This window comes from Paroceanicella profunda, assembly GCF_005887635.2.
Classification (GTDB): domain Bacteria; phylum Pseudomonadota; class Alphaproteobacteria; order Rhodobacterales; family Rhodobacteraceae; genus Paroceanicella; species Paroceanicella profunda.
In genome coordinates this window covers 478548-504460 of sequence record NZ_CP040818.1, presented here as the reverse complement: position 1 = coordinate 504460, position 25913 = coordinate 478548, and the positions used below count along the sequence as shown (strand labels likewise).

At 70.6% G+C, this 25913-nt stretch carries 23 protein-coding genes and 1 pseudogene; 16 read left to right on the top strand and 8 right to left on the bottom strand.

Going from position 1 to position 25913, the window contains the following annotated elements; all coding sequences use genetic code 11:
• Window positions 1-29 precede the first annotated feature (29 nt).
• The 3 genes and pseudogenes from FDP22_RS02235 to puuE form a co-directional block, all read left to right on the top strand.
• Window positions 30-3038, top strand: a complete 3009-nt coding sequence (locus FDP22_RS02235; protein WP_138576597.1) for a valine--tRNA ligase — start codon at window positions 30-32, stop codon at window positions 3036-3038.
• Between the two features lie 61 nt (window positions 3039-3099).
• The gene (locus tag FDP22_RS02230) at window positions 3100-4203 is read left to right on the top strand and encodes a pyridoxal phosphate-dependent aminotransferase (protein WP_138576599.1); all 1104 of its coding nucleotides are present in this window, start codon (window positions 3100-3102) and stop codon (window positions 4201-4203) included.
• A 177-nt stretch (window positions 4204-4380) separates the two neighbouring features.
• Window positions 4381-5274: pseudogene (gene puuE, locus FDP22_RS02225) on the top strand (allantoinase PuuE); the annotation flags it as partial.
• Between the two features lie 555 nt (window positions 5275-5829).
• Here the strand turns inward: puuE and FDP22_RS02220 are convergent.
• The gene (locus tag FDP22_RS02220) at window positions 5830-6924 is read right to left on the bottom strand and encodes an alkene reductase (protein WP_138576603.1); all 1095 of its coding nucleotides are present in this window, start codon (window positions 6922-6924) and stop codon (window positions 5830-5832) included.
• Between the two features lie 169 nt (window positions 6925-7093).
• Between FDP22_RS02220 and alc the strand changes: the two genes are divergently transcribed.
• The 4 genes from alc to FDP22_RS02200 all read left to right on the top strand — a co-directional run bounded on the left by alc (window position 7094) and on the right by FDP22_RS02200 (window position 10434).
• Window positions 7094-8104, top strand: coding sequence for an allantoicase (gene alc / locus FDP22_RS02215; protein ID WP_138576605.1), 1011 nt, complete (start codon window positions 7094-7096; stop codon window positions 8102-8104).
• The gene (locus FDP22_RS02210) at window positions 8101-8571 is read left to right on the top strand and encodes an ureidoglycolate lyase (RefSeq protein WP_138576607.1); all 471 of its coding nucleotides are present in this window, start codon (window positions 8101-8103) and stop codon (window positions 8569-8571) included. The genes alc and FDP22_RS02210 overlap by 4 nt, the downstream gene beginning before the upstream one ends.
• A gap of 18 nt (window positions 8572-8589) precedes the next feature.
• Window positions 8590-9780 (top strand): winged helix-turn-helix domain-containing protein, encoded by a 1191-nt coding sequence (locus tag FDP22_RS02205; RefSeq protein ID WP_170317758.1) that lies wholly within the window; start codon window positions 8590-8592, stop codon window positions 9778-9780.
• Window positions 9781-9846: 66 nt separating this feature from the next.
• Window positions 9847-10434, top strand: coding sequence for a hypothetical protein (locus FDP22_RS02200; RefSeq protein WP_138576611.1), 588 nt, complete (start codon window positions 9847-9849; stop codon window positions 10432-10434).
• Window positions 10435-11200: 766 nt separating this feature from the next.
• Here the strand turns inward: FDP22_RS02200 and FDP22_RS02195 are convergent.
• Window positions 11201-12223, bottom strand: coding sequence for a GlxA family transcriptional regulator (locus FDP22_RS02195; protein WP_138576613.1), 1023 nt, complete (start codon window positions 12221-12223; stop codon window positions 11201-11203).
• 178 nt (window positions 12224-12401) lie between these two features.
• Between FDP22_RS02195 and FDP22_RS02190 the strand changes: the two genes are divergently transcribed.
• Complete coding sequence (locus FDP22_RS02190; protein ID WP_138576615.1) at window positions 12402-13772, top strand: class II 3-deoxy-7-phosphoheptulonate synthase; 1371 nt, start codon at window positions 12402-12404, stop codon at window positions 13770-13772.
• A 90-nt stretch (window positions 13773-13862) separates the two neighbouring features.
• On the top strand, window positions 13863-14711 hold the full coding sequence (serB, locus tag FDP22_RS02185) for a phosphoserine phosphatase SerB (protein WP_138576617.1): 849 nt from the start codon (window positions 13863-13865) through the stop codon (window positions 14709-14711).
• Window positions 14712-14719: 8 nt separating this feature from the next.
• Here the strand turns inward: serB and FDP22_RS02180 are convergent, their stop codons facing one another.
• Window positions 14720-15376, bottom strand: coding sequence for a PAS domain-containing protein (locus tag FDP22_RS02180; RefSeq protein ID WP_170317556.1), 657 nt, complete (start codon window positions 15374-15376; stop codon window positions 14720-14722).
• A 211-nt stretch (window positions 15377-15587) separates the two neighbouring features.
• Between FDP22_RS02180 and FDP22_RS02175 the strand changes: the two genes are divergently transcribed.
• Genes FDP22_RS02175 through FDP22_RS02165 form a run of 3 tightly spaced genes read left to right on the top strand, consistent with a single transcriptional unit; the run spans window position 15588 to window position 17666 of the window.
• Window positions 15588-16481: a YicC/YloC family endoribonuclease gene (locus tag FDP22_RS02175; RefSeq protein WP_138576621.1), complete on the top strand. Its 894-nt coding sequence runs from the start codon at window positions 15588-15590 to the stop codon at window positions 16479-16481.
• A complete protein-coding gene (gene gmk / locus FDP22_RS02170; RefSeq protein ID WP_138576623.1) occupies window positions 16471-17136 on the top strand; it encodes a guanylate kinase in 666 nt (221 codons plus the stop codon). The genes FDP22_RS02175 and gmk overlap by 11 nt, the downstream gene beginning before the upstream one ends.
• Window positions 17133-17666: a gamma carbonic anhydrase family protein gene (locus FDP22_RS02165; protein ID WP_138576625.1), complete on the top strand. Its 534-nt coding sequence runs from the start codon at window positions 17133-17135 to the stop codon at window positions 17664-17666. The genes gmk and FDP22_RS02165 overlap by 4 nt, the downstream gene beginning before the upstream one ends.
• A 208-nt stretch (window positions 17667-17874) precedes the next feature.
• Here FDP22_RS02165 and FDP22_RS02160 read toward each other — a convergent pair whose 3' ends face one another.
• Window positions 17875-18489: a histidine phosphotransferase family protein gene (locus FDP22_RS02160; protein WP_138576627.1), complete on the bottom strand. Its 615-nt coding sequence runs from the start codon at window positions 18487-18489 to the stop codon at window positions 17875-17877.
• Window positions 18490-18534: 45 nt separating this feature from the next.
• Between FDP22_RS02160 and FDP22_RS02155 the strand changes: the two genes are divergently transcribed.
• From FDP22_RS02155 to FDP22_RS02140, 4 genes are all read left to right on the top strand, one after another.
• Entirely contained in the window at window positions 18535-18714 is a 180-nt protein-coding gene (locus tag FDP22_RS02155) for a DUF3553 domain-containing protein (RefSeq protein WP_138576629.1), read from the top strand.
• Between the two features lie 184 nt (window positions 18715-18898).
• Entirely contained in the window at window positions 18899-19687 is a 789-nt protein-coding gene (gene olsB / locus FDP22_RS02150; protein WP_138576631.1) for an L-ornithine N(alpha)-acyltransferase, read from the top strand.
• Window positions 19684-20544, top strand: coding sequence for a lysophospholipid acyltransferase family protein (locus FDP22_RS02145; protein WP_138576633.1), 861 nt, complete (start codon window positions 19684-19686; stop codon window positions 20542-20544). The genes olsB and FDP22_RS02145 overlap by 4 nt, the downstream gene beginning before the upstream one ends.
• 70 nt (window positions 20545-20614) lie before the next feature.
• Complete coding sequence (locus FDP22_RS02140) at window positions 20615-21958, top strand: serine hydroxymethyltransferase (protein WP_239031846.1); 1344 nt, start codon at window positions 20615-20617, stop codon at window positions 21956-21958.
• Window positions 21959-22281: 323 nt separating this feature from the next.
• On the opposite strand, the gene FDP22_RS02135 is transcribed toward FDP22_RS02140, so the two are convergent.
• The 4 genes from FDP22_RS02135 to FDP22_RS02120 all read right to left on the bottom strand — a co-directional run bounded on the left by FDP22_RS02135 (window position 22282) and on the right by FDP22_RS02120 (window position 25886).
• Window positions 22282-22920 carry a thiamine phosphate synthase gene (locus tag FDP22_RS02135; protein ID WP_138576635.1) on the bottom strand — a complete coding sequence of 213 codons (639 nt, stop codon included), beginning with the start codon at window positions 22918-22920 and terminating at the stop codon, window positions 22282-22284.
• Window positions 22921-23530: 610 nt separating this feature from the next.
• Window positions 23531-23953: a cupin domain-containing protein gene (locus tag FDP22_RS02130; protein ID WP_138576637.1), complete on the bottom strand. Its 423-nt coding sequence runs from the start codon at window positions 23951-23953 to the stop codon at window positions 23531-23533.
• Window positions 23954-24180: 227 nt separating this feature from the next.
• Window positions 24181-25458 (bottom strand): phosphopyruvate hydratase, encoded by a 1278-nt coding sequence (gene eno / locus FDP22_RS02125; RefSeq protein ID WP_138576639.1) that lies wholly within the window; start codon window positions 25456-25458, stop codon window positions 24181-24183.
• On the bottom strand, window positions 25455-25886 hold the full coding sequence (locus FDP22_RS02120) for a Fur family transcriptional regulator (RefSeq protein WP_138576641.1): 432 nt from the start codon (window positions 25884-25886) through the stop codon (window positions 25455-25457). Before FDP22_RS02120 ends, eno begins: the two co-directional genes overlap by 4 nt.
• Window positions 25887-25913 lie beyond the last annotated feature (27 nt).

Sequence of the window (25913 nt, the reverse complement as noted above, 5' to 3'; positions counted from 1 at the left end):
GTCCTCAGATGTTACGGGGATGCTGGGCGATGACCATGGAAAAGACCTTCGAAGCCGCCGCCGCCGAGGCGCAGATCTCCGCCGCGTGGGAAAAGGCCGGTGCCTTCCGCGCCGGCGCCAATGCCTCGCGGCCCGAGACCTTCTGCATCATGATCCCGCCGCCGAACGTAACCGGCAGCCTGCACATGGGCCATGCCTTCAACAACACCCTGCAGGACATCCTCGTGCGCTGGCACCGGATGCGCGGCTTCGACACGCTCTGGCAGCCCGGGCAGGACCATGCCGGCATCGCCACACAGATGGTCGTGGAGCGCAAGCTCGCCGCTGAGGGCGCCCCCTCGCGCCGCGAGATGGGCCGCGAAGCCTTCATCGACAAGGTCTGGGAGTGGAAGGAAGAATCCGGCGGGACGATCATCAACCAGCTCAAGCGCCTCGGCGCCTCCTGCGACTGGGACCGCAACGCCTTCACCATGGACGAGACCTTCCAGCGCGCCGTGCTGAAGGTGTTCGTGACCCTCTACAACGAGGGGCTGATCTATCGCGGCAAGCGCCTGGTGAACTGGGACCCGCATTTCGAGACCGCCATCTCCGACCTCGAGGTGGAGAGCATCGAGCGCCCCGGCCACATGTGGCACTTCAAGTACACGCTCGCCGGCGGCGAGACCTACGAGTACGTGGAGAAGGACGCGGACGGCAACGTCACCTTCCGCGAGACGCGCGACTACATCTCCATCGCCACCACCCGCCCCGAGACCATGCTCGGCGACGGCGCCGTGGCCGTGTCGCCCGATGACGCGCGCTATGCGCCCATCGTCGGCAAGATGGTGCACCTGCCGCTCTGCGACCGGCTGATCCCGATCATCACCGACGAGTATCCGGACCCGGAATTCGGCTCCGGCGCGGTGAAGATCACCGGCGCGCATGACTTCAACGACTACCAGGTCGCGAAGCGCAACAATCTGCCCATGTACCGGCTGATGGACACCCGCGGCCGCATGCGCGCCGACGGTGCGCCCTACGAGGCCGCCGTGATCCAGGCCCGCGCCATCGCTGCCGGGGCCGAAGCCTCCGAGGCCGAGATCGACGCCCTCAACCTCGTGCCGGAAAAGTACCGCGGCATGGACCGGCTCATAGCCCGCAAGGCCGTGGTCGAGGACATCACTGCCGCCGGCCTCGCCGTGATGGTCGCGGAGAGCCGCACCGACGCGGAGACCGGCGAGACCACCACCGAGATGGTGCCCTTCGTCGAGGCGAAGCCGATCATGCAGCCCTTCGGCGACCGTTCGAAGGTGGTGATCGAGCCGATGCTCACCGACCAGTGGTTCGTCGACGCGCAGACGCTGGCGAAGCCCGCCATCGAGGCGGTGCGGTCCGGTGCCACGCAGATCCTGCCGGAGCGGGACACCAAGGTGTATTACCACTGGATGGAGAACATCGAGCCCTGGTGCATCTCGCGCCAGCTCTGGTGGGGCCATCAGATTCCGGTGTGGTACGGGCCGTCGAAGGAATGCCTAGATCTTTCGGAAGAGGAAGCGAGGGCCTTGGGTGAGAAGGGATGGACATCCTTTGAGACCTTCTGTGCTGAAACGGAGGAAGAGGCGCTTCGCGCGGCTCAAGAATATTACGGAGTTTCAGTAGGCGTCATCGACAATGTCGATGAACGCTTCAAGGAACAGTTCTTCGCTGATGTCTATGCCTTTTCTATTGGAAAGCCCGACGCTTACGTCCCGCTATTCCGCGACCCGGACGTGCTCGACACCTGGTTCTCCTCCGGCCTCTGGCCCTTCGGCACGCTTGGCTGGCCGGACCAGACGCCCGAGCTCGCCCGCTACTACAAGACCGACGTACTCGTCACCGGCTTCGACATCATCTTCTTCTGGGTCGCCCGGATGATGATGCTCGGCACGCATTTCATGAAGGAAGTGCCCTTCCACACCGTCTATGTCCACGCGCTCGTCCGCGACGAGAAGGGCAAGAAGATGTCGAAGTCGCTCGGCAATGTGCTCGATCCGCTCGAGCTCATCGACGAATACGGCGCCGATGCCGTGCGCTTCACCCTTGCCTCCATGGCCGCGATGGGGCGTGACCTGAAGCTCTCCACCGCCCGCATCGCCGGCTACCGCAACTTCGGCACCAAGCTGTGGAACGCCGCGCGCTTTGCCGAGATGAACGGCTGCAAGCCGGCGGGGCAGGGCATCCCTGAGGCGCAGGAAAGCGTGAACCGCTGGATCATCGGCGAGACCGGGCGCATCCGTGCGGCCACCGACGAGGCGCTCGCCGCCTACCGCTTCAACGACGCCGCCAACGGGCTCTATGCCCATGTCTGGGGCGTGGTGTGTGACTGGTACGTGGAATTCGCCAAGCCGCTGCTCGCCGAGGGCCACCCGGCGCGGGAGGAGACGCAAGGTGTCATGGCCTGGGTGCTCGACCAGTGCCTGGTGCTGCTGCACCCGTTCATGCCCTTCCTCACCGAGGAGCTCTGGGGCGCCATCGCCGCGCGGCCGAAGATGCTCGTGCACACGGACTGGCCGGACTACGGGCCGGAGATCGCCGACCCGGCGGCGGACGCGGAACTGGGCTGGGTGATCGGGCTCATCTCCGACATCCGCTCCGTGCGCGCGGAGATGAACGTCTCGCCGGGCGCGAAGGTGCCGCTGGTGATCCTGGAGGCCGATGCCGCGGCCGAGGCCCGGCTGGCTGGCGCCGCGGAGCTGATCGCGCGGCTGGCCCGTGTGCCGGACATGCCGCGCGCCGGGGCCGCGCCGAAGGGCGCCGTCACCCTCACGGTGGAGGGGGCGACCCTGTGCCTGCCCCTGGCCGAGGTTGTCGACGTGGCCGCCGAGAAGGCCCGGCTGGAGAAGGGGCTGGCCAAGCTGGAGAAGGAGGTCAAGGGCCTCACCTCCAAGCTCGGCAACGCCGCCTTCCTCGCCAAGGCCCCCGAGGAGGTGGTCGAGGAGCAGCGTGAGCGCCTCGCCGCCGCGGAGACCGAGATCGACAAGCTGCGCGGCGCGCTCGCCCGCGTGGCGGAAATGGCCTGACGCGCATCCGGCTTCACTTTGCCCCCCGGGCGCGTGCGGGGGGCCTTTCGCAAAGGTCGGGATGATGACGCCCCGCTATACCCCTCTCATCGACAGCCTGCCGGCGTCGGTGCCCTTCGTCGGTCCGGAAACCCAGGAGCGCGCCACCGGCCGGGTGTTCGACGCCCGCCTCGGCGCGAACGAAAGCGTGTTCGGCCCCTCGCCGAAGGCCATCGCGGCGATGGAGGCCGCCGCGCGCGACACCTGGATGTACGGTGACCCGGAGAACCATGACCTGCGCCACGCCCTGGCGGCGCGTCACGCAACCCGGCCGGAGAACATCGTGGTGGGCGAGGGCGTGGACGGCCTTTTGGGCTACCTCGTGCGGCTGGTGACGCAGCAGGGGACACCGGTGGTCACCTCCCTCGGCACCTATCCCACGTTCAACTTCCACGTGGCGGGCTACGGCGGCCGGCTGGAAACCGTGCCCTACACCGGCGACGCGACCGATCCCGAGGCCCTGCTCGCGAAGACCCGCGAGACCGGGGCGCCGCTGGTCTATCTCGCGAACCCGGACAACCCGATGGCCGGGCTGCACGCCCCGGGCGTGATCACCGACATGATCGCGAACCTGCCGGAGGGTGCGCTCCTGTGCCTCGACGAGGCCTATATCGACCTCGCGCCCGAGGGCTCCGCGCCGGACATCGATGCCGACGACCCCCGGGTGATCCGCTTCCGCACCTTCTCCAAGGCGCACGGGCTCGCCGGCGCGCGGGTGGGCTACGCGCTCTGCGCGCCGGGGCTGGCAAGCGCCTTCAACAAGGTGCGCAACCACTTCGGCATGTGCCGCATCAGCCAGGCCGGCGCGCTGGCCGCGCTCGGCGACGAGGCCTGGCTCACCCGGGTGCGCGGCGAGGTGGCGGCGGCGCGCAGCCGCATCGCGGCGATCGGCGCGGCAAACGGCCTCGAATCCCTGCCCTCGGCGACGAATTTCGTCACCCTCGACTGCGGGCGCGACGGCGATTTCGCCCGCGCGCTGGTGCGTGAACTGGGCGCGCGGGGCATCTTCGTGCGCATGCCCTTCGTGGCGCCGCAGGACCGCTGCATCCGCATCTCCGCCGGCACCCCGGCCGATCTCGACCTGGTGGAAGCCCGGCTGCCCGAGGCCCTGCGCGCGCTCCGCTGAGGGGCGAACGCCCGCCTTGCCGAGGGGGCCTCCGGCCCCCGCAGCGCGGCGGGCGTGGCGAAGGCCGCTGCGGGCCTCCGCCGGGCGGCGTCACCGCCGGCTGCGCGCCGGGCCGGGCTGGACAGGCCCGGCCGCGCCGCTAGGATCGGGCGGAACCCGACCCGGAGGAGACCCAGGATGACCGACGACTACCCGCGCGACATGATCGGCTACGGCGCCACGCCCCCCTCCCCGCGCTGGCCGGGCGGTGCGCGGGTGGCGGTGAACTTCGTGGTGAATTACGAGGAGGGCGGGGAGAACAACATCCTGCACGGAGACGCCGCCTCCGAGGCCTTCCTGAGCGAGATCGTCGGCGCGGCGCCCTGGCCGGGACAGCGCCACATGAACATGGAATCGATCTACGAATACGGCTCCCGCGCCGGGTTCTGGCGGCTGCACCGGATGTTCACCGCCCGCCGGATGCCTGTGACGGTGTTCGGCGTGGCCACCGCGCTGGCGCGCAACCCCGAGGCCGTGCGCGCGATGAACGATGCGGGCTGGGAGATGGCCACGCACGGGCTGAAGTGGATCGATTACCGCGACGTGCCGCCGGAGGTGGAAGCCGCCCATATCGCCGAGGCGGTGCGCCTGCACACCGAGGTGGTCGGCCGGCCGCCAGAGGGCATCTACCAGGGCCGCACCAGCGTGAACACCATCCCTCTGTCGATGGCCGCCGGCTGCTTCGAATACTCGGCGGACGTCTATGCCGACGAGCTGCCCTACTACATCGACGGCCCGGAAGGCCCCTTCCTGATGGTGCCCTACACGCTGGACGCCAACGACATGCGCTTCGCCACGCCGCAGGGCTTCAATTCCGGCGACCAGTTCTTCGCCTACCTGCGCGACACGTTCGACGTGCTGCGCGAGGAGGGCGGGCGGATGATGTCGGTGGGGCTGCACTGCCGGCTGGTGGGGCGCCCGGGCCGGGCCGCGGCGCTGGCGCGCTTCCTCGACCACGTGGCGGCGGCGGGGTCGGACGCCTGGGTCACCACCCGGCTGGACATCGCGCGGCACTGGCGGCGTGAATTCCCCAGGCCCTGACCCGGGCCTGCCCGAGGGCGGGCGGCCCGCAGGGCAGACCGTCCGAGACGGGGGAATGGCCCGGAACGGGCCGCCGCATGACAGGATTGCGGGCGGCGCGAGGGGAAACGTCCCTCAGGGGCATCGAGCCCCGTCGGGCCGTCCGCGGCCTCGCACGCCGACGCCCGGGGACGGGGGTGGGAGAGCCGCGAGGTCCGGTAGCGGAGGAGGGCCGTGGAGCCGGGCGCGGGGGACGGTAGCGGAGGAGGGCCGTGGAGCCGGGTGCGGGGGACGGTAGTGGAGGAGGGCCGTGGAGCCGGGCGCAGGGGACGGTAGCGGGGGAGAGCCACGGAGCAAGGCGCGCGGTCCGGTGACGGGGGAGAGAGTGCCGCGGGGTCGGGCGCGAGGGCCGGAAACGCGCGGCGGGTGGCGGCGCGGGGCGGGCGCGCTGCGCAGCCGGGCCGTCCGCGCCGCCACCCGCCGGGCGTGGGGTTTCGGGGCGTTGCGTGAGGCCCCGGAGGAGGGAGGCCCCGCCCGGGCGGTGTTCCGGGCGGGGTATCGCGCAGGTCAGTCGGTTTCGGCTTCGAGGAACGGGTAGTCCACGTAACCCTTGCTGCCGCCGCCGTAGAAGGTGGCCTGGTCGGGAGTGTTCAGCTCCGCGTCGGTGCGCAGGCGCTCCGGCAGGTCCGGGTTGGCGATGAACTTGCGGCCGAAGGCCACCGCGTCCACCGCGCCGGAGGCCACGCGCTGCTCCGCTTCCTCGGTGCCGTAGTCACCGTTGCCGATGAAGCGGCAGCGCACCTTTTCGCGCAGGCGCTTGAGGATGCCGAGCTCGGTCTCGTCCTGCTGGGCGCCGGGGAACTTCTCCACGAAATGCACATAGGCGAGGTCCTGCATCGCCAGGGCGTCCAGCAGCGCGCCGAAGGTGGCTTCCGGAGTGCTGTCGAGGCAGTCGTTCGCGCGCTGGGTCGGGGTGAGGCGGATGCCGATGCGGTCCGACGGCCAGACCTGGTTCACCGCGCGCACCACCTCGAGGGTGAGGCGGATGCGGTTGCTGATCGAGCCGCCGTAGCTGTCAGTGCGCGTGTTGGTCTGGTCCGCGATGAACTGGTGCAGAAGGTAGCCGTTCGCGGCGTGGATCTCGACGCCGTCGAACCCGGCATCCTTGGCGCATTTGGCCGCGTGGCGGTAGTCCTCCACGATGCCGGCCAGCTCGGAGGTCTCCAGCGCGCGGGGCTCGGAGACGTCGGCGAAGCCTTCCTCGATGTAGGTCTTGCCCTTGGCGCGGATCGCCGAAGGCGCCACCGGACTGGCGCCATCGGGCTGCAGCGAGGTGTGCGAGATGCGCCCCACATGCCACAGCTGCAGCACGATGCGCCCGCCGGCGGCATGCACCCGGTTCACGATCTCCGACCAGGCGGCCACGTGCCCGGGCGTGTAGATGCCCGGGGTGTCCTTGTAGCCCTTGCCCTGCGCGGAGATCTGCGTGGCCTCGGAGATGATCAGCCCGGCGGAGGCGCGCTGCGCGTAATAGAGCCCGGCAAGCGCGTTCGGAGTGCCGTCGGCCTGGGCGCGGTTGCGGGTGAGCGGTGCCATCAGCACCCGGTTCGGAACGGTGATCGCACCGATTTCCATCGGCTTGAAAAGGGCATCATGCGCCATCGGGTGCTCCTCGGCTGAACAGAAACTTGTGTACACACACATACGACATTTAACCGGCTTGAAAACCCCCGGGGACCGAGAATCCTGCCGCCCGCGCGCCGCCGCCTCGCTTGCCAAGCGCAGGACGCGCGGATAGCTCTGGAGCAGACCGGCCCCTGAGGAGCTTTCCATGACCGACATCGTCGCCGCCCCCGCCCCGCTTCCGGACTGGGCCCTGGGCAAGATCAATCTCGCCTCGCCCCGCCTGGGCGCGACCACCCTGCGCTGCACCGATGACTTCTTCGCCCCGATGGCGCGGATGCTGCAGGACGCGCCGGCGGTGTTCAAGCCCGACGTCTATGACGAGAACGGCAAATGGATGGACGGTTGGGAAAGCATCCGCCGCCGCAACGCCGGGCATGACTGGTGCATCATCCGCCTCGGCGGGCCGGGCCGCATCGCCGGGGTGGACTTCGACACCTCGCATTTCACCGGCAACTACCCCCGCGCCGCCTCGCTCTGGGCGGCCGAAGGCCCGACGCCGCCGGAAGACGACGCCGGCTGGACCGAGATCGTTCCCGCCACCACCCTGTCGGGCAATGCCCACACCTTCGCCGAAGCGGTGACGGACGGGGCGTGGACCCACCTGCGCCTCAACATCTTCCCCGACGGCGGCATGGCGCGGCTGCGCGTCTACGGCGACCCGCTGCCGGACTGGGAGGCCGCCGGCTCCGGCGTGGTCGAACTCTCCGCGCTGCGCAACGGCGGCCGGGTGCTGGGCTACAACGATGCGCATTACGGCGATGTCTGGGCGCTGCTCTCCGAGGGCCGGCCGGTGAACATGGGCGACGGCTGGGAAACCCGCCGCCGCCGCGAGCCGGGGAACGACTGGCTGATCCTCGCGCTCGGCGCGCCCGGGATCATCGAGAAGGTCGAGATCGACACCGGCCACTACAGGGGCAACTACCCCGACCGCGCCGGCCTGCAGGCCGCCGAGGTGCGCTTCGGCACCGATGACAGCATCATCACCCAGTCGATGTTCTGGCCCACCCTGCTGGAGCCGCAGAAGATGCACCCGGCCGAGATCCACACGTTCGGCGCGGAGGCGCTGAACGCCATCGGCACGGTCACCCACCTGAAGCTCAACATCTTCCCCGACGGCGGCATCGGCCGGCTGCGCATCTGGGGGCGGCGGGCATGAGCCTGCCGGACCTCCGGCCCGAGCCCCTCACCCCGGAGAGCTTCGCCCCCTTCGGCCGGGTGATCTGGGACGACCCGGCCACCGCGAAGGAGATCAACGCCGGCTTCACCACCCGCTACCACGCCCTCGCCACCGCCGAGACGGACGCGGACACGGTGATTTCCCTCTTCCGTGGCCGCCCCCGGCCGCTGGAGATCGCGATGCTGGAACGCCATCCGAAGGGCAGCCAGGCCTTCGTGCCGCTGGGCGGGGCGGACTGGCTGGCCGTGGTGGCCCCGGAGCCGGACCCGGCGGCGCTGCGCCTGTTCCGCTGCCGCGGCGTGCAGGGGCTGCAATACGCCACCGGAATCTGGCACCATCCGCTGCTGGTGCTGGGCGCCGAGCAGGACTTCCTCGTCGTCGACCGGGCCGGGCCCGGCGGCAACCTGGAGGAGACCTTCTTCGCCCCGCGCCACATCGCGCTCTGAGGCGGAGGGCGCTGCATGCTGCACCTGCCGAACCGCGACGCCCGCCGCCTTTTCCTCCACCTGCATGGCCTCGCAGAGAGCCCGAACCGGCGGCTGGACCCGGCCGGGCTGATGCGGGTGATCGAGGGCATCGGCTTCGTGCAGGTCGACAGCATCGCCACCGTGGAACGCGCGCATCACATGATCCTGCATGCGCGCAGCCAGTCCTACCGCCCGGCGGACCTTGACCGGCTGCTGGAGCGCGACCGGCTGCTGTTCGAGAACTGGACCCATGACGCCAGCATCATTCCCGTCGCCTTCTACCCGCAGTGGAAGCCGCGCTTCGCCCGTGCCCGCGCCCGGCTGGCGGACCGCTGGGCCGGCTGGCAGGGGCGGGAGTACGAGGCGGAGCTGTCGCGCGTGCTGGCCCATGTCACCGCGCAGGGGGAGACGACCGCCGCCGATCTCATGACCGAGCGCCGCGGCAACGCCGGCGCCTGGTGGGGCTGGCACCCGGAGAAGACCGCGCTGGAATACCTGTGGCGCACCGGGGACCTGGCCATCTCGCGGCGCGAGAGCTTCCGCAAGATCTACGATCTGCCGGAGCGCGTGCTGCCCGATCATCACCACCTCGCCGCGCCGGACCATGACGCCTGGGTGGACTGGGCCTGCTCCGGCGCGCTCGACCGGCTGGGCTTCGCCACGCCGGGAGAACTCGCCGCCTTCTGGGAGGCGGTCTCCCCGGAGGAGGCGAAGGACTGGGTGGCGCGCAACCGCGACGCGCTGGAGGTGGTGGAATTCGGCACCGCCGACGGCTCCGGCCGCCACGTCTTCGCCCGGCCCGGCCTCGCGGAGCGCGCCGCCGCGGCACCCGAGCCGCCGCCGCGCATCCGGGTGCTCAGCCCCTTCGATCCGGCGCTGCGCGACCGCAACCGCGCCCTGCGCCTGTTCGGCTTCGACTACCGCATCGAGATCTATGTCCCCGCTCACAAGCGCAAGTATGGTTACTACGTCTTCCCCCTTCTGGAGGGTGACAGGGTGGTCGGGCGCATCGACATGAAGGCCCGGCGCGCCGAGGGCCGCCTGCATGTCACGGCGCTCTGGCCCGAGCAGGGACTGAGGTTTAGCGGCGGCCGGCTGGCCCGGCTGGAGGCGGAACTCACCCGTGTGGCGCGGTTCTCCGGCTGCGGGGAGGTGACCTGGGAACCCGGTTGGCTGCGTTTACCATGACGAAACTTCTCCATTGAGCCCCGGGCACAGTCGCGGGAAGATCAGTACAACAAAGGGGGCTGTGCCATGATGGTTCTGTCTGCAACTTATTCGTCGACTCCACTTCAGATCCTCATTGAGGACCGTCTCATCCAGCTTCGGCAGAAGATCGTGCAGGGGCAGGCAGGGGCGGAGGCCGTGGCGGCGGACGATGCGAACCTGGCCGAAACGGAGGGTGTCGCGCTCGCCGTCGCCGAAACTGCGGAAGCCCGGGCCACGGCGGATGAGCCGCAGGTCCGGCAGGATGCACCGCCGGACCGTCCGGCCGACCGGGCTGCCACCCGGTCCGGCACGACCGAGGTGGTGATCACCGCTGCCGATGGCTCCTCGCCGGAGCGCAGCGCGTCGGTCATCTCGCTGCGTGAAGGGGAGACCGGCGGTGCTCTCAACCTCGCGCCCGGCGCGGAAGCCGTGATCCGCATCGACGGGGCGCTGGCCTCCGGGCTGAACGAGGTCGGCATCGGCTGGACGGGCATCGACACCGTGCGCCTCACCTTCGCCACCGGGGGCAGCATCCTGGTCCGCGGCGTGAGCGGAGCCTCGCTGGCGCTGCAGTTCGGCAACGGCCAGGCGCATCACGTCAGCCGCTCCGCCGGGGTGGACCGACGCATCTGACCCGCCGGCCGGGGCTGCCCCGGAGCGACGGCCCATACGCCGTATCTGACCCGTCGGGTGGAAGGGACCCGCGGAGACGGATAGCATCCGACTGCCGCCTGCACTGAGGTGTTCGATGAGACCCGGACCGGCGGAGCGCCGGTCACTTGTCATGCCCGATCGCAGCCGTTGCCCGGAGGCGGGGCCAACCGGCCGGGGCGCCGGCCGCACCGTGCCGGGCGCCCCCCTGTGCGCGGGGTTTCGGCGCCGCAGGGCGCAGCGGGTGTGCATCCGGTGCGGGCCGCTGCCCAAGGGCTGCCGCGTGTCGGCCCTCCCGTGCAGCAGTGCTTCCGTCCAGAAGTGCCCGCGGTGCAGCAGTGCCCTCCGCAGCAGTGCCCTTGCAGCGGTGTCGGCCTTGCAGCAGTGCCCCGGAAAACGTCCCTCGTGCAGCAGTATTTCCCGTCCAGAAGTGCCCGCGGTCAGCGGCGCCCTCCGCAGCGGTGTCCGCCTTGCAGAATTCCCCCCGAAAAGGGTCCCCTCGCGCAGCAGTGTCTGCCGTGCGGCGTTGAACCCGGGCGGCAGTGTCCTCGTGCTGCGGTGCGCCCGTGTCCCAGTGCAGGAACCTCCACCGTGCGGCGGTGCCCGGGGGCATCTGTCGCGCGAGAGACTGGTGCCGGATCTGTCCGGGGCTGACGCCGTCCTCACCTGTCAACCGTGCGGTCACCGCTTCTCCGGGTGGCCCTTCGGGTGGCGACTTCTTGCGGCGCGGAGGAGGAGCGTGCCCCGCTCAGGGGCGGTCGGCCACGTGCCGCCCGCCTTCGGGCGCGTCGGCCCGGGGGGCGGTGCCGCCGGTCTGGGCGGTGCCGCGCTCGCGGTAGGGGGTGGTGCTGAAGCAGGCCCGGTAGCATTTCGAGAAATGCGAGGGCGAGGTGAAGCCGCAGGCCAGCGCTACGTTGATCACCGACATGTCGGTCTGCAGCAGCAGGTGCCGGGCCTTCTGCAGGCGCAGTTCCATGTAATAGCGCTTCGGCGACCGGTCCAGGTAGCGCCGGAACAGCCGTTCGAGCTGCCGGGTGGACATGCCCACGGCCATGGCGAGGTCCGCCGGGCTCTCCGGCTCCTCGATGCGCTCCTCCATCAGCCGGATCACCGAGGCGAGCTTGGGGTGGCGCACGCCGATGCGCGTGGGGATGGACAGGCGCTGCTCGTCGCGGTCCGTGCGCATCGTGGTGTAGATCATCTGGTCCGCCACCTGGGCGGCGAGATCGGGGCCATGCGCCTCCGCGATCATCCGCAGCACCATGTCGGCGGAGGCCGAGCCCCCGGCGGAGGAGCAGCGGTTGCCGTCGATCACGTAGATGTTGGCCGAAAGCTCCACCTCCGGAAACGCCTCGATGAAGGCGTCGCGGTTCTCCCAGTGGATGGTGCAGCGCCGCCCGTCCAGCAGCCCGGCCCGGGCCACGGCGTGGCTGCCGGTGCAGATGCCCCCGAGCGCCACGCCGCGGCGCGCCTCGCGGCGCAGCCAGTTCAGCACGGCGCGGGTGGAGGCGCCCTGCACCCCCGTGCCGCCGCAGACCAGCAGGATGTCGTCGCGGTCCAGCTCCTCCAACCCCATGTCGGGGGTGACGCGCAGCCCGTTGGAGAAGGTCACGGCCTCACCGTTCTCCGCCGCGACGGCCCATGTGTAGAGCACCTTTCCGGCCACGCGGTTCGCGATGCGCAACGGCTCGATGGCACAGGAGAAGGACAGCAGAGTCGCGTTTTCGAGGATCAGGAACACGAAGCGCTTGGGTTTGGGTGCATCGCTCATTCCGATCCGCTGGCTCCCTCTCTCCGCTGCGACGTGTCCAAATACGTTGCGTTCAGCCAAAGGTCGAGGTCAAGCCGCGATTTCCGCACAAGACCGCGAGGGGATATTAGGCTGGTTTAACAGCGGTGCCTCGCCTATATACGGGCCCCACAAAACAACGATGAAAGGGGAAACCGACATGTCCGGCACATGGACCAAGACAGACTGGCGGTCCAGGCCTCGGATCCAGATGCCCGAGTACACGGATCAGGAGGCGCTGAATACTGTCGAGAGACAGCTGGCAAAGTATCCTCCGCTGGTGTTTGCGGGCGAGGCGCGCCGTCTGAAGGCCGCCCTGGGCGAGGTTGCCGAGGGTCGGGCCTTCCTGCTTCAGGGCGGTGACTGCGCGGAGAGTTTCGAGGAATTCGGCGCCGACAACATCCGCGACACCTTCAAGGTGCTGCTGCAGATGGCCGTGGTGCTCACCTATGGCGCGCGCTGCCCGGTGGTGAAGGTGGGCCGCATGGCCGGCCAGTTCGCCAAGCCGCGCTCCGCGCCGATGGAAACCATCGGCGGCACCGAGCTGCCCTCCTACCGCGGCGACATCGTCAACGGGTTCGACTTCACGCCCGAGGCCCGGATTCCGGACCCCTCGCGGATGCTGCAGGCCTACACCCAGGCGGCGGCCACGCTGAACCTGCTGCGCGCCTTCAGCCAGGGCGGTTTCGCCGACATGCACCGGGTGCAGAGCTGGAACCTCGGCTTCGCCGGCGGCGAGGGCTACGAGAAGTACCAGGACATGGCCGACCGCATCTCGCATGCGCTCGACTTCATGGCCGCCGCGGGCGTGACCTCGGAGACCGCCGCCTCGATGAGCCGGGTGGATTTCTACACCTCGCACGAGGCGCTGCTGCTGGAATACGAGGAGGCGCTCACCCGGGTGGACTCCACCTCCGGGCAGACGGTCGCGGGCTCCGGCCACATGATCTGGATCGGCGACCGCACCCGCCAGCCGGACGGCGCGCATGTGAACTTCGCGCGCGGCGTGCTCAACCCGATCGGGCTGAAATGCGGCCCCTCGCTCGGCACCGACGACCTGCTGCGCCTCACTGACCTGCTCAACCCGAAGAACGAGCCCGGCCGGCTCACCCTGATCGCGCGCTTCGGCGCCGGCAAGGTGGACGCGCATCTGCCCAAACTCGTCGAGGCGATCGAGCGCGAGGGCCGCAAGGTGGTCTGGTCCTGCGACCCGATGCACGGCAACACGATCAAGTCGGACTCCGGCTACAAGACCCGGCCGTTCGAGCGTGTGCTTTCCGAAGTGCGCGAGTTCTTCGCCGTGCACCGTGACCTCGGCACCTACCCCGGCGGCGTGCATTTCGAGATGACCGGCAAGGACGTGACGGAGTGCACCGGCGGTGTCTCCGCCGTGTCGGACGCCGACCTCTCCAGCCGCTACCACACCGCCTGCGACCCGCGCCTGAACGCGGCCCAGGCGCTGGAACTGGCCTTCCTCGTCGCCGACGAGCTGCAGCGCACCGCGCCTGCCCGCACCGTCGCCGCCGAATGAGCGCCCGCCCGCGGCCCGGCATCGCCCGGGGCCGCGGGCCCTTTCCCCCGTCCTGACGGCCGGCGCGCCCGGTCGAACCGAGGCACTCCCATGATCGATCCCATTCTCGTGCTCACCTCTGCCGCAGGGGTTTCCGATGCCGTGCTCGCGCGCGCGCGCGCCGCCGGCGGCACGGTGCGGCGCCTCGCGCCCACCGCCGCCGAAGTGGCCGGCGAGATGGAGGGCCTGCGCGCCGTGCTGGGCGAGGAGATGATCGATTTCAACATCATCCCCGCCGCGGGCCGCGAGAAGCGCCTGCTCATCGCGGACATGGACAGCACGATGATCCCGGTGGAATGCATCGACGAGATCGCCGATTTCGCCGGGGTGAAGCCCCAGGTCTCCGACATCACCGAGCGCGCCATGCGCGGCGAGCTGGACTTCGAGGCCGCGCTCTGCGCCCGCGTCGCGCTGCTGAAGGGGCTGCCCGAGAGCGTGCTGGAGGAGACCTACCGCACCCGCATCTCGCTCAACCCCGGCGCACGCACCCTGGTGCGCACCATGGCGGCGCGCGGCGCCATGACGGCGCTGGTCTCCGGCGGCTTCACCTATTTCACCGAGCGCGTGGCGGCGGAGGCCGGCTTCGCCGTGCACCAGGCCAACACGCTGATCTTCGAGGATGGCAAGCTGACCGGCGCGGTGAAACTGCCCATTCTCGGGCGCGAGGCGAAGCGCGAGGCGCTGCTGAAGCTCTGCTCCGAAGCGGGGATCACCCCGGCGGAGGCCATCGCCGTGGGCGACGGGGCCAATGATCTCGCGATGGTCGAACTGGCCGGGCTCGGGGTGGCCTACAAGGCCAAGCCCGCGCTGGCGGAGGAGGCCGACGCCCGCATCACGCATGGCGACCTCACGGCGTTGCTCTCGCTCCAGGGGATCGGGGCGGAGAACTACGCCGTCTGAGGCAGGGGTCAGTCCGGATCGACGAGGCGCAGGTGGTCGCGCCGGCGTTCCCGGCTGCGCTTGCTGGCGCCGCCCTCGATGGCGCGCAGCGGCGCGACGGCGTGGACGAAGCCCGGCTTCGGCTCGGCAAAGCCCGGGCCGCGCGGCGTGCCCGGCTGCTGCGCGACCGTCACCTCGACGCTGCGGATGCTGGAGGTGCGGATCGACAGGCGCAGCGGCGGCACATCGCTGTCGCGCCGGTCCTTCACCTGCAGGCAGCCCAGGATGCGCGAGACCTCGCCGAAATCGCTGCGCAGCGGCAGCAGGATCATCTCCGCCGCGCGCACGTCGCCGGAAGGCGCATGGGCGTCAAGCTCCAGATGCGCGATGCTCGGGCCGCCGAACACCTGGCCCAGCGAGGTGTCCAGCGCCACCCGGTCGTTCATGCGCATCAGCGCGCGCAGGCTCATGCCGCGCAGCTCCATGCCCATCATCTCGCACAGGGTCATCCCGGCCAGCCGGATGCGCACGTTGGTGCCGCCCAGATGTTCGAGGATGAACATGTTCTCGAGCGCGGATTCGAAGTGCCGCGGATCGATTTCCGAGCGGTAGGGCGCCGCGCGGCCGTTGCGCAGCTCTTCCCAGTAATCCGACAGTTCGCGCAGTGTCGGATCCGAAATGACCATCGCCGCTGCCCCCCCTTGTCCCGAATTGATACGTGCGTCGGACTGCCTGTCCTGTTCCGGGCCATCATATGGTGCCATTTTAGTACAATTCTCCGAATTTGTCGCTGCCAAGATCGTCTCTGCCGGAACCCTCGCAAGCTGCGTGCCAGCTCCCGGCTTGCACCGCCTGCCGCCGGCTGTATTGTGCCCGCGACCGTTACAGGAGGGCAGGATGGTGCAGTCGATGACCGGATTCGCCGAGGCGACAGGGGCCGATGAGCGCCTGTCCTGGCGCTGGGAGGCCCGTGGCGTGAACGGCCGCGGGCTGGATATCCGCCTGCGCCTGCCCGAGGGCTGCGAGGCGCTGGACCCGGTGCTGCGCGCCGCCTTCTCCAGGGCCTTCAGCCGCGGCAACATCACCGTGGGCCTGCGCATCGGCCGGGTTCAGGGTGCCGCCGCGAGCCGCATCGACCCGGAGGCGCTGGACGCCGCCGTCGCCCTGCTGGCGGAAGCCGAGCAGGCGGCCATCTCCGCCGGCCTCGCCCTGCAGCCGACCACGCCGGACCGGCTGCTGGCCCTGCCGGGCGTGCTGGCCAGCGGCGAGAGCGAGGATGTGCTCACCCCCGGACGCCGCGCGGCCCTGCTGCAGGACATCGACACGCTCACCGCCGCCTTCACCGCCGCGCGGGCGGACGAAGGCCGCGCCCTCTCCGCCATCCTCACCGCGCAGATCGACGAGATCGAGACCCGCATCGCCGAGGCGCGCGAGACCGCGGAGGCGCGTGCCGCGCGCTCCGGCGCGGCGCTGCGTGAGAAGGTCGCCGCCTTGCTGGAGGCCGGCGCGCCGGCCGACGAGGGCCGGCTGGCGCAGGAACTCGCGCTGCTGGCCGTGCGGGCCGACGTGACCGAGGAGCTGGACCGGCTCACCGCCCATGTCGCCGCCGCGCGCGAGCTGCTGGCGGCCAGCGGGCCGGTGGGGCGGAAGTTCGACTTCCTCGCGCAGGAGTTCAACCGCGAGGCCAACACCCTGTGCTCGAAATCCGGCGCGCCGGATCTCACCCGGGTGGGGCTGGAGCTGAAGGTGCTGATCGACCAGATGCGCGAGCAGGTCCAGAATGTCGAGTGACGCCGCCATCCTTCCGCGCCGCGGCCTGCTGGTGATCCTGTCCTCGCCCTCCGGGGCGGGAAAATCGACCCTGTCGCGCCGGCTGCTGGCCGATGACGCGCAGGTGAGCTTCTCGGTTTCCGCCACCACGCGCCGCCCGCGCGCCGGCGAGGTGGACGGCCGGGAATACCATTTCCGCTCGGTGGAGGACTTCCGGGCGATGATCGATGCCGGCGGGCTGCTGGAATGGGCCGAGGTGTTCGGCAATTACTACGGCACTCCGCGCGCCCCGGTGGAAGCCGCCATCGACGCAGGCCGCGACGTGCTCTTCGACGTGGACTGGCAGGGCGGCCAGCAGATCCGCAACTCGCCGCTGAAGGATGCGGCGATCTCGATCTTCATCCTGCCACCCTCCATCGCCGACCTGGAAAGCCGGTTGCGCGGCCGGGGGCAGGACAGCGAGGAGGTGATCGCCGGGCGCATGTCCCGCTCCCGCGACGAAATAAGCCACTGGGCGGAATACGATTATGTCCTGGTGAACGATGATCTTGACCGCTGCGAGGCCGAGCTGCGCGCCATCCTGCGCGCCGAGCGTCTGCGCCGCGAGCGCCAGCCGGCGCTGATGGGGCGTGTGCAGCGGCTGAACGCGGAATTCGAACGGAGGACACGCGGATGAACGGCATCTACACGCTTGACGGGCTCTCCCCGGTGCTTCCGGACGACGGGGATTACTGGGTCGCCCCGGGGGCTTTCGTGGTGGGCAAGGTTACGTTGCGGGCGGGCGCCAGTGTCTGGTTCAACGCGGTGCTGCGCGGCGACAACGAGCGGATCACCGTGGGGGAAGGCTCGAACGTGCAGGACGGCGCCGTGCTGCACACCGACATGGGCTGCCCGCTGGACATCGGCGCGAATGTCACCATCGGCCACAAGGCGCTGCTGCATGGCTGCACCATCGGCGAGGGGTCGCTGATCGGGATGAACGCCACGGTGATGAACAACGCCCGCATCGGGCGCGGTGTGCTGATCGGCGCCGGGGCCATGGTGACCGAGGGCAAGGAGATCCCGGACGGGGCGCTGGTGCTCGGCGCGCCGGGCAAGGTGGTGCGCATGCTCGATGCGGCGGCCCGCGAGGGGCTTCTGGCCTCCGCCCGGGGCTACCAGGCGAACATGCGCCGCTTCCGGGCCGGCCTCGCGCCGCGGATCTGACCCTCGCGGCCGGGCACACCTGCACCGCGCCGGGAGACGGGCGCGCTCCGCCTCCCCGCGCGCGAGAGACGCCGCCGCCGCCACAGGGGCAGGCTGGCGCGCTCCGCCCCACCCCCGCGCAAGACGCCGTTCCGAGGCGCTGCAGGAGGGCGGCGGCCAGCAGGGGCGCGCGCCCGGATCTTCAGCCTGGCGACCAACGGGGGGAAGCTCAGGTGAGCGGTGTCAGCACGATGGCGAAGCCGTTTTCGCCCTCCGACAGGCTGGGGATCAGGTTTTCCGAGGCGGCGAAGCTGCGCAGCAGCAGGAAATGCACCTGCGCGGAACTGCAGTCCACGAAGGAGTCTCCCCGGCACAGATGCCCCCAGGGGGCGGGCTCGAACCGGGTGCGGCGGCCTTCGGCATAGAGGCGGAAGGTGCCGGCATCGGCCTCCACGTGGATCTTTCCCCCCAGCGGCAGGGCCGATTCCGCGCAGAGCACCAGCAGGAACAGCAGCCGCGCCTCGCGCCGCTCCAGCGCCGAGGCCTCCCAGTCCACCGAGATCCGGCCGCCGCCATACATGCCCGACAGGGCCTGCGACAGGCCGCGGGCGTCGAGCATCTCGCTGCCCGCCGCGCCGAAGGCCACGCGGAAGAAGCGCAGCTTCGCGCTGGCCGTATCGGCGCTTTCCGCGATCAGGGCCAGTTCCGGGGAGGGCGGCACGAGGGACTGCAACAGTTCCAGACCGTTGCCCACGGCGCCGATCGGGCTTATCAGATCATGACAGACGCGGGAAGAAACCAGGGTCGCCAGAGCCGTCGGGTCCTTCGAAGGCACATCAGTCATCCACCAGCCTCGCTGCCCGCCGCTCCGCCCAGAGGGAGAGACGAGATGAACGATTTTATCGAGCCGGGCGCGATCGTCCGCAATCCAGAGGCCCCGGAATGGGGCCGGGGACAGGTGCAGTCGATCATCCACGACCGGATCACGGTCAACTTCGAAAATGCCGGCAAGGTGGTCATTGATGGCACCCGCATCGCTCTCGAAGTCGAGAGCCCGGATCCGTTCTGACCCTGGCACTCCCTTCCATCCTATCTGAGGGAACAAGGTTAAGCCGCAGTTAATTCAAGATCAATCCTTCCCCGGGCCCTCCGCCGCGGGCGGTGCGGGCGGAACCGGTTGCGTCCGGCGGCCCCGTTCCTTAGGTTGCGGCTCGCTTCCGACGCGGAGGTCATGGCGTCAGCAAGGGGTGCGCATGCGTCTGGACCAGAACAGTTTCACCATCAGGATCGCGTCCTCGCCGGAGGATGTGGCGGGTGCGCAGCGCCTGCGCTACCGGGTTTTCGTGGAGGAGATGGGCGCGCATACCAGCCCCGAGGACGCCGCGCTGCGCCTGGAACGGGACGCGTTCGACGCCCATTTCGACCATCTCGTCCTGATCGACGAGGCCGCCCGCCCGCAGGACCCGCTGGACCGCGTGGTGGGCGCCTACCGGCTGATGCGCAGCGACGTGGCGCGCGCCGGCCCCGGGTTCTACGGCCAGTCGGAATATGACCTGAGCCTGCTGCTCGACAGCCCGCGCGCCTCCGTCGAGCTCGGCCGGTCCTGCGTGCACCCCGATTACCGCGGCGGCATGGCCATGCACCTGCTGTGGTCGGCGGTGGGGGAATACGTGACGCGCAACGACATCGAGATCCTGTTCGGCGTCGCGAGCTTCCCCGGCGCGAACCCGGAGCCGCTGGCCGAGCCCCTGTCGATGCTGTGGCAGAACCATCTCGCCCCGCCGGACCTGCGGGTGCGCACGCTGCCCCAGCACTATGTCGAGATGAACCGCATTCCGCGGGAGCAGATCGACCAGAAACGTGCCATGCTGGCGGTGCCCTCGCTGATCAAGGCGTACCTGCGTCTCGGCGGGTGTGTCGGCGACGGCGCGTATTGCGACCATGAGTTCAATACGGTGGATGTGTGCCTGGTGATGGACACCGGGCGCATGCAGTCCCGCTATCGCGACTATTACGGTCGTACCGAAGGAATCCTGAAATGACATGGAAGGCCGAGGCGCCACCCGTCTATCCGTCCGCGACGCTGTCCGGGCGGATCGGCGGGGTTCTGCGCCTTGCCGCGCTCGCGGCGGTGACGGTGAGCCTGTTCCTGCTCTACCTGCTGGTGCGTGGCGTGGAGCGGCTGACCGGCGGCACCCTGCACCGCAGCGTGCGCGGGCTCTGGGGGCGGCTGTCGCTGCGTGCCTGCGGCCTGCGGCTGGTGGTGCGCGGCACCTGCATGCCCCACGGCGGCGCCATCGTGGCGAATCACTCCAGCTGGATCGACATCTTCACCCTGATGGCGGCGGCCCCGGTGAACTTCGTCTCGAAGTCCGAGGTGCGCGGCTGGCCCGGCATCGGCACCGTGGCGGCCTACACCGGCACGATGTTCATCGAGCGCCGGCAGTCCGCCGCGCGGCGCCAGACCGCGGAGATGCGCGCGCGCATCGTCTCCGGGCAGCTGCTGTGCTTCTTCCCGGAGGGCACCAGCACGGACGGGTTGCGGGTTCTGCCGTTCAAGAGCTCGCTCTTCGCCGTGTTCCTGGAGCCGGAGTTGCACGAGACGGTCTGGGTGCAGCCGGTCTCGGTGATCTACCAGCCCGTCGCCGGCGCGCCGGAGATGCTCTACGGCTGGTGGGGCGACATGGATTTCGGCCGGCACATGTGGGACATCGTGTGTCTCTCGCGCGGCGGGCAGGTTCAGGTGGTGTTCCACCCGCCGCACCGGGCGGCGGATTTCTCCGATCGCAAGCGCCTCGCCCGGGTGTGCGGCGAGGAGGTGGCCGAGGGCATGGCACGCGCGCGCGCCGGGCTCTCCCCCGTGGCGCCCGCGCCGGCGCCGGTCTCCGCCACGCCCTGAGGGGCATTTCGGGTTTGCCCGCGGCGACGTCCGGGGGCTAGGCTCGGCGGGCCATTTCAGGAGACCGCCGATGACCGTTCCTGCCGCCGCCGCCATGGGCGCTGCCCGCCCGTGGATGTCCGACATCAGTTCCGCGCGGGTGCGGGAGCTCACCTCCGCTCTCGCCGGGCTGGACGCCTCCGGCACCGTGGCCCGCGTCGAGACGCTGGCCGCGCGCAGCCGCGAGATCCACGAGCGCGAGTGCTTCAACCTCAACCCCGCCACCAACGTGATGAACCCGCGCGCCGAGGCGCTGCTCTCCGCCGGGCTGGGCACGCGCCCCTCGCTGGGCCATCCGGGGGAGAAATACGAGACCGGGCTGGAGGCGATCGAGGAGATCGAGGTGATCTGCGCCGCGCTCTGCGAGCAGGTGTTCGACGCGGCGCATGTCGAGTTCCGGGTGGCCTCCGGCGCGATGGCCAATCTCTACGCCTTCATGGCCACCTGCCGCCCCGGCGACCGGATCATCGTGCCGCCTGCCGCCATCGGGGGCCATGTCACGCATCACGCTCCGGGGGCTGCCGGGCTCTACGGGCTGGAGGTGCACGAGGCGCCGGTGAGCGCGGATGGCTACAGCGTGGATGCCGACGCGCTGGCGGAGATGGCGCAGGCGCTGCGGCCTGCGCTCATCACCCTCGGCGGATCGCTGAACCTGTTCCCGCATCCGGTGGCCGAGCTGCGCGCCATTGCCGAGTCCGTGGGGGCGCGGCTGCTGTTCGACGCCGCGCACCTGTGCGGGATGATCGCCGGCGGCGCCTGGGAAAATCCGCTCGACCTCGGCGCCCACCTGATGACGATGAGCACCTACAAGAGCCTCGGCGGCCCCGCCGGCGGGCTGGTGCTGACCCGCGATCCCGAGATCGCCGCGCGGCTGGACGCCATTGCCTATCCCGGGCTCACGGCGAATTTCGATGCCGGGCGGGTGGCCGCGCTGGCCGTGGGGATGGTGGACTGGCAGGTGCATGGCCGGGCCTATGCCGCGGAGATGGTGGCGCTGGCGCGCGGGCTCGCCGATGCGCTGGCCGCCGAGGGCATCCCGCTCTTCGCCGCCGCGCGCGGGGCCACCCGCTCGCACCAGTTCGCCGTGGAGGCGGCCGGGTTCGGCGGCGGCCAGGCCGCCTCGGCGCGGCTGCGGGCGGCCGGCTTCCTCACCTGCGGCATCGGGCTGCCGGCGGCACCGGTGGCGGGCGATCTCAACGGCCTGCGCATCGGCACGCCGGAGATGGTGCGCTGGGGGATGACGGCGGCAGATGCGCCGCGGCTGGCCGGGCTCCTCGCCCGGGCGCTGCGGGCGAACGACCCCGCTGCCCTCGCGCCCGAGGTGCGGGAATGGCGCGCCGGCTTCGACAGGCTGCACTTCATCTGCGCGGAGTAGGTCGGAGCGAAGCCCCCGCCCCCGCCTCCGCGCCCCTGCGCGGGGACAGGGCCGGAGCGGGCTCCATGCCGGGCCGGGCAAGCTGAGGGGCAGGGCGGGCAGGCGCCGCTGCTCAGGCGGGGGCAGGTTCAGCCCACCTCGCGCCCCTGCGCGAGGCAAGGCCGGAGAGGGCTTCGCTCCGGGCCGGGCGGCAGTGGGGCAGGGCGGCATCCGCCGGTCAGCCGGAGGGCAGGTTCAGACCAGATCGCGCCCCTGCACGGGGACAGGGCCGAAAAGGGCTCCGCGCCGGGCGACTGAGGGGCAGGGCGGGCCGGCGCCGCCGGTCAGGCGGCGAGCAGGTTCAGGGCGCGGATCGCGGCTACGGGCCCGTCCGGGTGCCCCCAGATTTCCGCGCCGAGGGCGTAGAAGTCGGCGGAGAAGCCGAGTTCGGCCACCAGTTCCGGCGTGATGCCGCCCTCGGCCACCGAGGGGGTCTCGATCATTTCCGACCACCAGCGGATCAGGTCCGGGTCCGCGACCTTGCCGGTTCCCAGCGCGCCGGGCTCGGAGAACGGGCCGAAGGCGACGTAATCCGCGCCGATCTCGGCGGCGGTCATGCCGGCGTGGCGGGAGGTGCCGCACCAGACGCCGATGATCCGGTCCGGCCCCAGTTCCTTGCGCACGTCGCGCACGGAACGGGCGGCGTCCATCAGGTGCACCCCGTCGAGGCCGAGCGGCTCCACGAGGCGGAAATGGGTCTCGATGGTCACGGCAACGTCGCGGGCATGCGCGAGTTCGCGCAGCGTGTCGGCGGCGCGGCGGATCTCGTCCTCGTCGGTCTCGGCGAGGGAGATGCGCAGGCAGGCGATCTCCACCCGGTCCAGCACCTCGGCGAGGCGGGGCGCAAAGCTGCCGAGCTCGATCCGCGGCGGGGTGACGAGGTAGATCTGCGGCGGCGCGGGCGTGTCTTCGGCGTCGGACATGGGGCAGGGCTCCGGGAAGGGCGTCAGGACGCGGTCATACAGCGCGGGCGCGCAATGCTCAATCCCCGGGCAGCAGGGCTGCCGGAGGATGCGGGGTCTGTCGGAGGAAGCGGGGGCCGGGCGGCGGGAGCAGCGTGCCGGGGGCGGTGAAGAGGACCGGGCGTGCAGGACGGCGGGGGGCAGAGTGCCGGGCGCGCGGGCGGAGGGCGGGCCGAGGGAGGCAGAGGGTCGAGCGAGCGGAGCGGCGGGTGGGCACAGGGGGGCCGGGCTGGTGGACGGCGAGCGGGTAGAGAGCCGGGCTGGCGGGCGGCAGAGGGTCGGGCGAGCGTGCGGCGGGTGGGCACAGGAGGGCCGGGCCGGCAGACCGCGAGCGGGCAGAGGGCCGGGCGCTGGCAGGCGGCGGGCGGCAGGAGGCCGGGTGTGCAGGACACCGCGCGGGCAGCGGACGTGCAGGATGGCGGGCGGGGGCGGAGGCGTTGGAGTGTTGGCGGACAGGGACCCGGTCGTGCGGCAGGGGCCCGGAGGGCCGGGCGAGATCCGGGCGGCAGGGGGCGCGTGCCGGGAGAAGAGCGCACGGGTGGAGTGGCGGGCGGGAAGAGCGCTGCGGCGCTCAGGCGGGCGTGCGGCCCGGAGGCACCCAGCCCGGGGGCGCGAGATCGAAGCCGGCGAAGTCGAAGCCCGGGCAGACAATGCAGCTCACCAGCACCCAGCCGCCGAGCGGCGTGGCCGCCTGCCATGCGCCGGCGGGGACGATCAGCTGCGGGGCCTCTCCGGCCGCGAGGTCCGGCCCGAGGCGGTGATCGCGGTCGTCGATGCCCAGGGTGAGCGGATGGCCGGCGTGCCAGAGCCAGATCTCGGTGGCGTCCACCCGGTGCCAGTGCGAGCGCTGGTGCGCCTCGAGCAGGAAGTGGATGGCCGTGCCGCCGGGCCGGACGCCCTCGGGCGCGGTGGCCCGCCAGGTCTCGCGGTACCAGCCGCCTTCCGGGTGTGGCTGCAGCCCGAGTGTCCGGATGATGTCCTGCGCGTCCTGCATGGCGCCGTCCCCCCTCTTCCGCGGCTGTGTCGCAGCACCGCTGCGCCGGGCGCCCGGGTCGGGCCGCGGACGGCCCGACGGGGCTCGATGCCCCCGAGGGACGTTCCTCCCCCCGGTGTGCGACGGCTGTCATGCGGAGGCCCGTTCCGGGCCGTTCCTGCGTCTCGGAAGGCCCGCGGACGGGCCTTCCTCGGGGCGCGGCCGGGGCCGCGCGGTGCGTGGCGGCCTCAGCCGCGCAGGATCGAGCGGCCGGCGTAGATCGCCGCCGTGCCCAGCTCTTCCTCGATGCGGATCAGCTGGTTGTACTTCGCCAGCCGGTCGGAGCGCGACAGCGAGCCGGTCTTGATCTGGCCGCAGTTCGTCGCCACCGCGAGATCGGCGATGGTCGCGTCCTCGGTCTCGCCCGAGCGGTGCGACATCACCGAGGTGTAGCGCGCGCGGTGTGCCATCTCGACCGCTTCCAGCGTCTCGGTGAGCGAGCCGATCTGGTTGACCTTCACCAGGATGGAGTTGCCCACGCCTTGCTTGATGCCGTCGGCGAGGCGCTTCGAGTTGGTCACGAACAGGTCGTCGCCCACCAGCTGGCAGCGGTTGCCGATCTTCTCGGTGAGCAGCTTCCAGCCGGCCCAGTCATCCTCGGACATGCCGTCCTCGATGGAGATGATCGGGTAGTTGTCCACCAGGTTGGCGAGATAGGCGGCGTTCTCCTCCGCCGACATCACCTTGCCCTCGCCCTTCATGTCGTACTTGCCGTTGCGGTAGTACTCGGTCGCGGCGCAGTCGAGGGCGAGGTAGACCTCCTCGCCGGGCTTGTAGCCGGCCTTCTCCACCGACTTCATGATGAAGTCGAGCGCCTCGGTGGCCGAGGAGAGGGCAGGCGCGAAGCCGCCCTCGTCGCCGATGCCGGTGTTGTGGCCGGCCGCGGAGAGCTCCTTCTTCAGGGTGTGGAAGATCTCCGAGCCCATGCGGATCGCGTCGCGCATGGTCTCCGCCGCCACGGGCATGATCATGAATTCCTGGATGTCGATCGGGTTGTCGGCATGCTCGCCGCCGTTGATGATGTTCATCATCGGCACCGGCAGGGTGCGCGCCGAGGGGCCGCCCAAGTAGCGGTAGAGCGGCAGGCCCACGGTCTCCGCCGCGGCCCTGGCGGCGGCGAGGGAGACGCCGAGGATGGCGTTGGCGCCCAGCCGGCCCTTGTTCTCGGTGCCGTCGAGGTCGATCATCACCTGGTCGATGTCGGTCTGCAGCGTCACGTCCATGCCGATCAGCGCCTCGGCGATCTCGCCGTTCACCGCCGCGACCGCCTTGGTCACGCCCTTGCCGAGGTAGCGGGACGTGTCGCCGTCGCGCAGTTCCACCGCCTCATGTGCGCCGGTGGAGGCGCCGGAGGGCACCGCGGCGCGGCCCAGGCTGCCATCCTCCAGCAGGATGTCGACCTCGACAGTCGGGTTGCCCCGGCTGTCGAGAATCTCGCGGCCGGTGATGTCGATGATTGCCGTCATGTAGTGTCCTTCCCAGGCGTTTTGAGCGGCACACCGAACAGTTCCAGCCGGTGGCCGCGGAGATCGTATCCGAGCTTCTCCGCCACGCGCCTCTGCAGCGCCTCGATGTCCTCGTCCACGAATTCGATCACCTGTCCGGTGGTGATGTCGATCAGGTGGTCGTGGTGCTCGCGCTCGGCGTCCTCGTAGCGGGCGCGGCCGTCGCCGAACTCCAGCTTGTCGAGAATGCTCGCCTCTTCGAGGAGCTTCACGGTGCGGTAGACGGTGGCAAGGGAAATGTGGGCGTCGATGTCGGAGGCGCGCCGGTACAGCTCCTCGACATCCGGGTGGTCCTGTGCCGCATCCAGCACCCTGGCAATCACCCGGCGTTGCCCGGTCATGCGCAGGCCGATGCTCTCGCACCGTTCGATGATGTTGCGACCGGTCATCCCGTCTCCGCCTTATCCGGGACTCTG

Excerpts from the sequence above, each read along its gene's own strand:
- FDP22_RS02235 (WP_138576597.1), top strand. The coding sequence starts at position 30 with ATGACCATGGAAAAGACCTTCGAAGCCGCCGCCGCCGAGGCGCAGATC.
- alc (WP_138576605.1), top strand. The coding sequence starts at position 7,094 with ATGACCGACATCGTCGCCGCCCCCGCCCCGCTTCCGGACTGGGCCCTG.
- FDP22_RS02195 (WP_138576613.1), bottom strand. The coding sequence starts at position 12,223 with ATGAGCGATGCACCCAAACCCAAGCGCTTCGTGTTCCTGATCCTCGAA.
- FDP22_RS02155 (WP_138576629.1), top strand. The coding sequence starts at position 18,535 with ATGAACGATTTTATCGAGCCGGGCGCGATCGTCCGCAATCCAGAGGCC.
- FDP22_RS02220 (WP_138576603.1), bottom strand. The coding sequence starts at position 6,924 with ATGGCGCATGATGCCCTTTTCAAGCCGATGGAAATCGGTGCGATCACC.
- FDP22_RS02130 (WP_138576637.1), bottom strand. The coding sequence starts at position 23,953 with ATGCAGGACGCGCAGGACATCATCCGGACACTCGGGCTGCAGCCACAC.
- FDP22_RS02145 (WP_138576633.1), top strand. The coding sequence starts at position 19,684 with ATGACATGGAAGGCCGAGGCGCCACCCGTCTATCCGTCCGCGACGCTG.
- FDP22_RS02210 (WP_138576607.1), top strand. The coding sequence starts at position 8,101 with ATGAGCCTGCCGGACCTCCGGCCCGAGCCCCTCACCCCGGAGAGCTTC.
- FDP22_RS02140 (WP_239031846.1), top strand. The coding sequence starts at position 20,615 with ATGACCGTTCCTGCCGCCGCCGCCATGGGCGCTGCCCGCCCGTGGATG.
- FDP22_RS02135 (WP_138576635.1), bottom strand. The coding sequence starts at position 22,920 with ATGTCCGACGCCGAAGACACGCCCGCGCCGCCGCAGATCTACCTCGTC.
- FDP22_RS02190 (WP_138576615.1), top strand. The coding sequence starts at position 12,402 with ATGTCCGGCACATGGACCAAGACAGACTGGCGGTCCAGGCCTCGGATC.
- gmk (WP_138576623.1), top strand. The coding sequence starts at position 16,471 with ATGTCGAGTGACGCCGCCATCCTTCCGCGCCGCGGCCTGCTGGTGATC.
- eno (WP_138576639.1), bottom strand. The coding sequence starts at position 25,458 with ATGACGGCAATCATCGACATCACCGGCCGCGAGATTCTCGACAGCCGG.
- FDP22_RS02160 (WP_138576627.1), bottom strand. The coding sequence starts at position 18,489 with ATGACTGATGTGCCTTCGAAGGACCCGACGGCTCTGGCGACCCTGGTT.
- FDP22_RS02165 (WP_138576625.1), top strand. The coding sequence starts at position 17,133 with ATGAACGGCATCTACACGCTTGACGGGCTCTCCCCGGTGCTTCCGGAC.
- olsB (WP_138576631.1), top strand. The coding sequence starts at position 18,899 with ATGCGTCTGGACCAGAACAGTTTCACCATCAGGATCGCGTCCTCGCCG.
- FDP22_RS02120 (WP_138576641.1), bottom strand. The coding sequence starts at position 25,886 with ATGACCGGTCGCAACATCATCGAACGGTGCGAGAGCATCGGCCTGCGC.
- FDP22_RS02200 (WP_138576611.1), top strand. The coding sequence starts at position 9,847 with ATGATGGTTCTGTCTGCAACTTATTCGTCGACTCCACTTCAGATCCTC.
- serB (WP_138576617.1), top strand. The coding sequence starts at position 13,863 with ATGATCGATCCCATTCTCGTGCTCACCTCTGCCGCAGGGGTTTCCGAT.
- FDP22_RS02175 (WP_138576621.1), top strand. The coding sequence starts at position 15,588 with ATGGTGCAGTCGATGACCGGATTCGCCGAGGCGACAGGGGCCGATGAG.
- FDP22_RS02230 (WP_138576599.1), top strand. The coding sequence starts at position 3,100 with ATGATGACGCCCCGCTATACCCCTCTCATCGACAGCCTGCCGGCGTCG.
- FDP22_RS02180 (WP_170317556.1), bottom strand. The coding sequence starts at position 15,376 with ATGGTCATTTCGGATCCGACACTGCGCGAACTGTCGGATTACTGGGAA.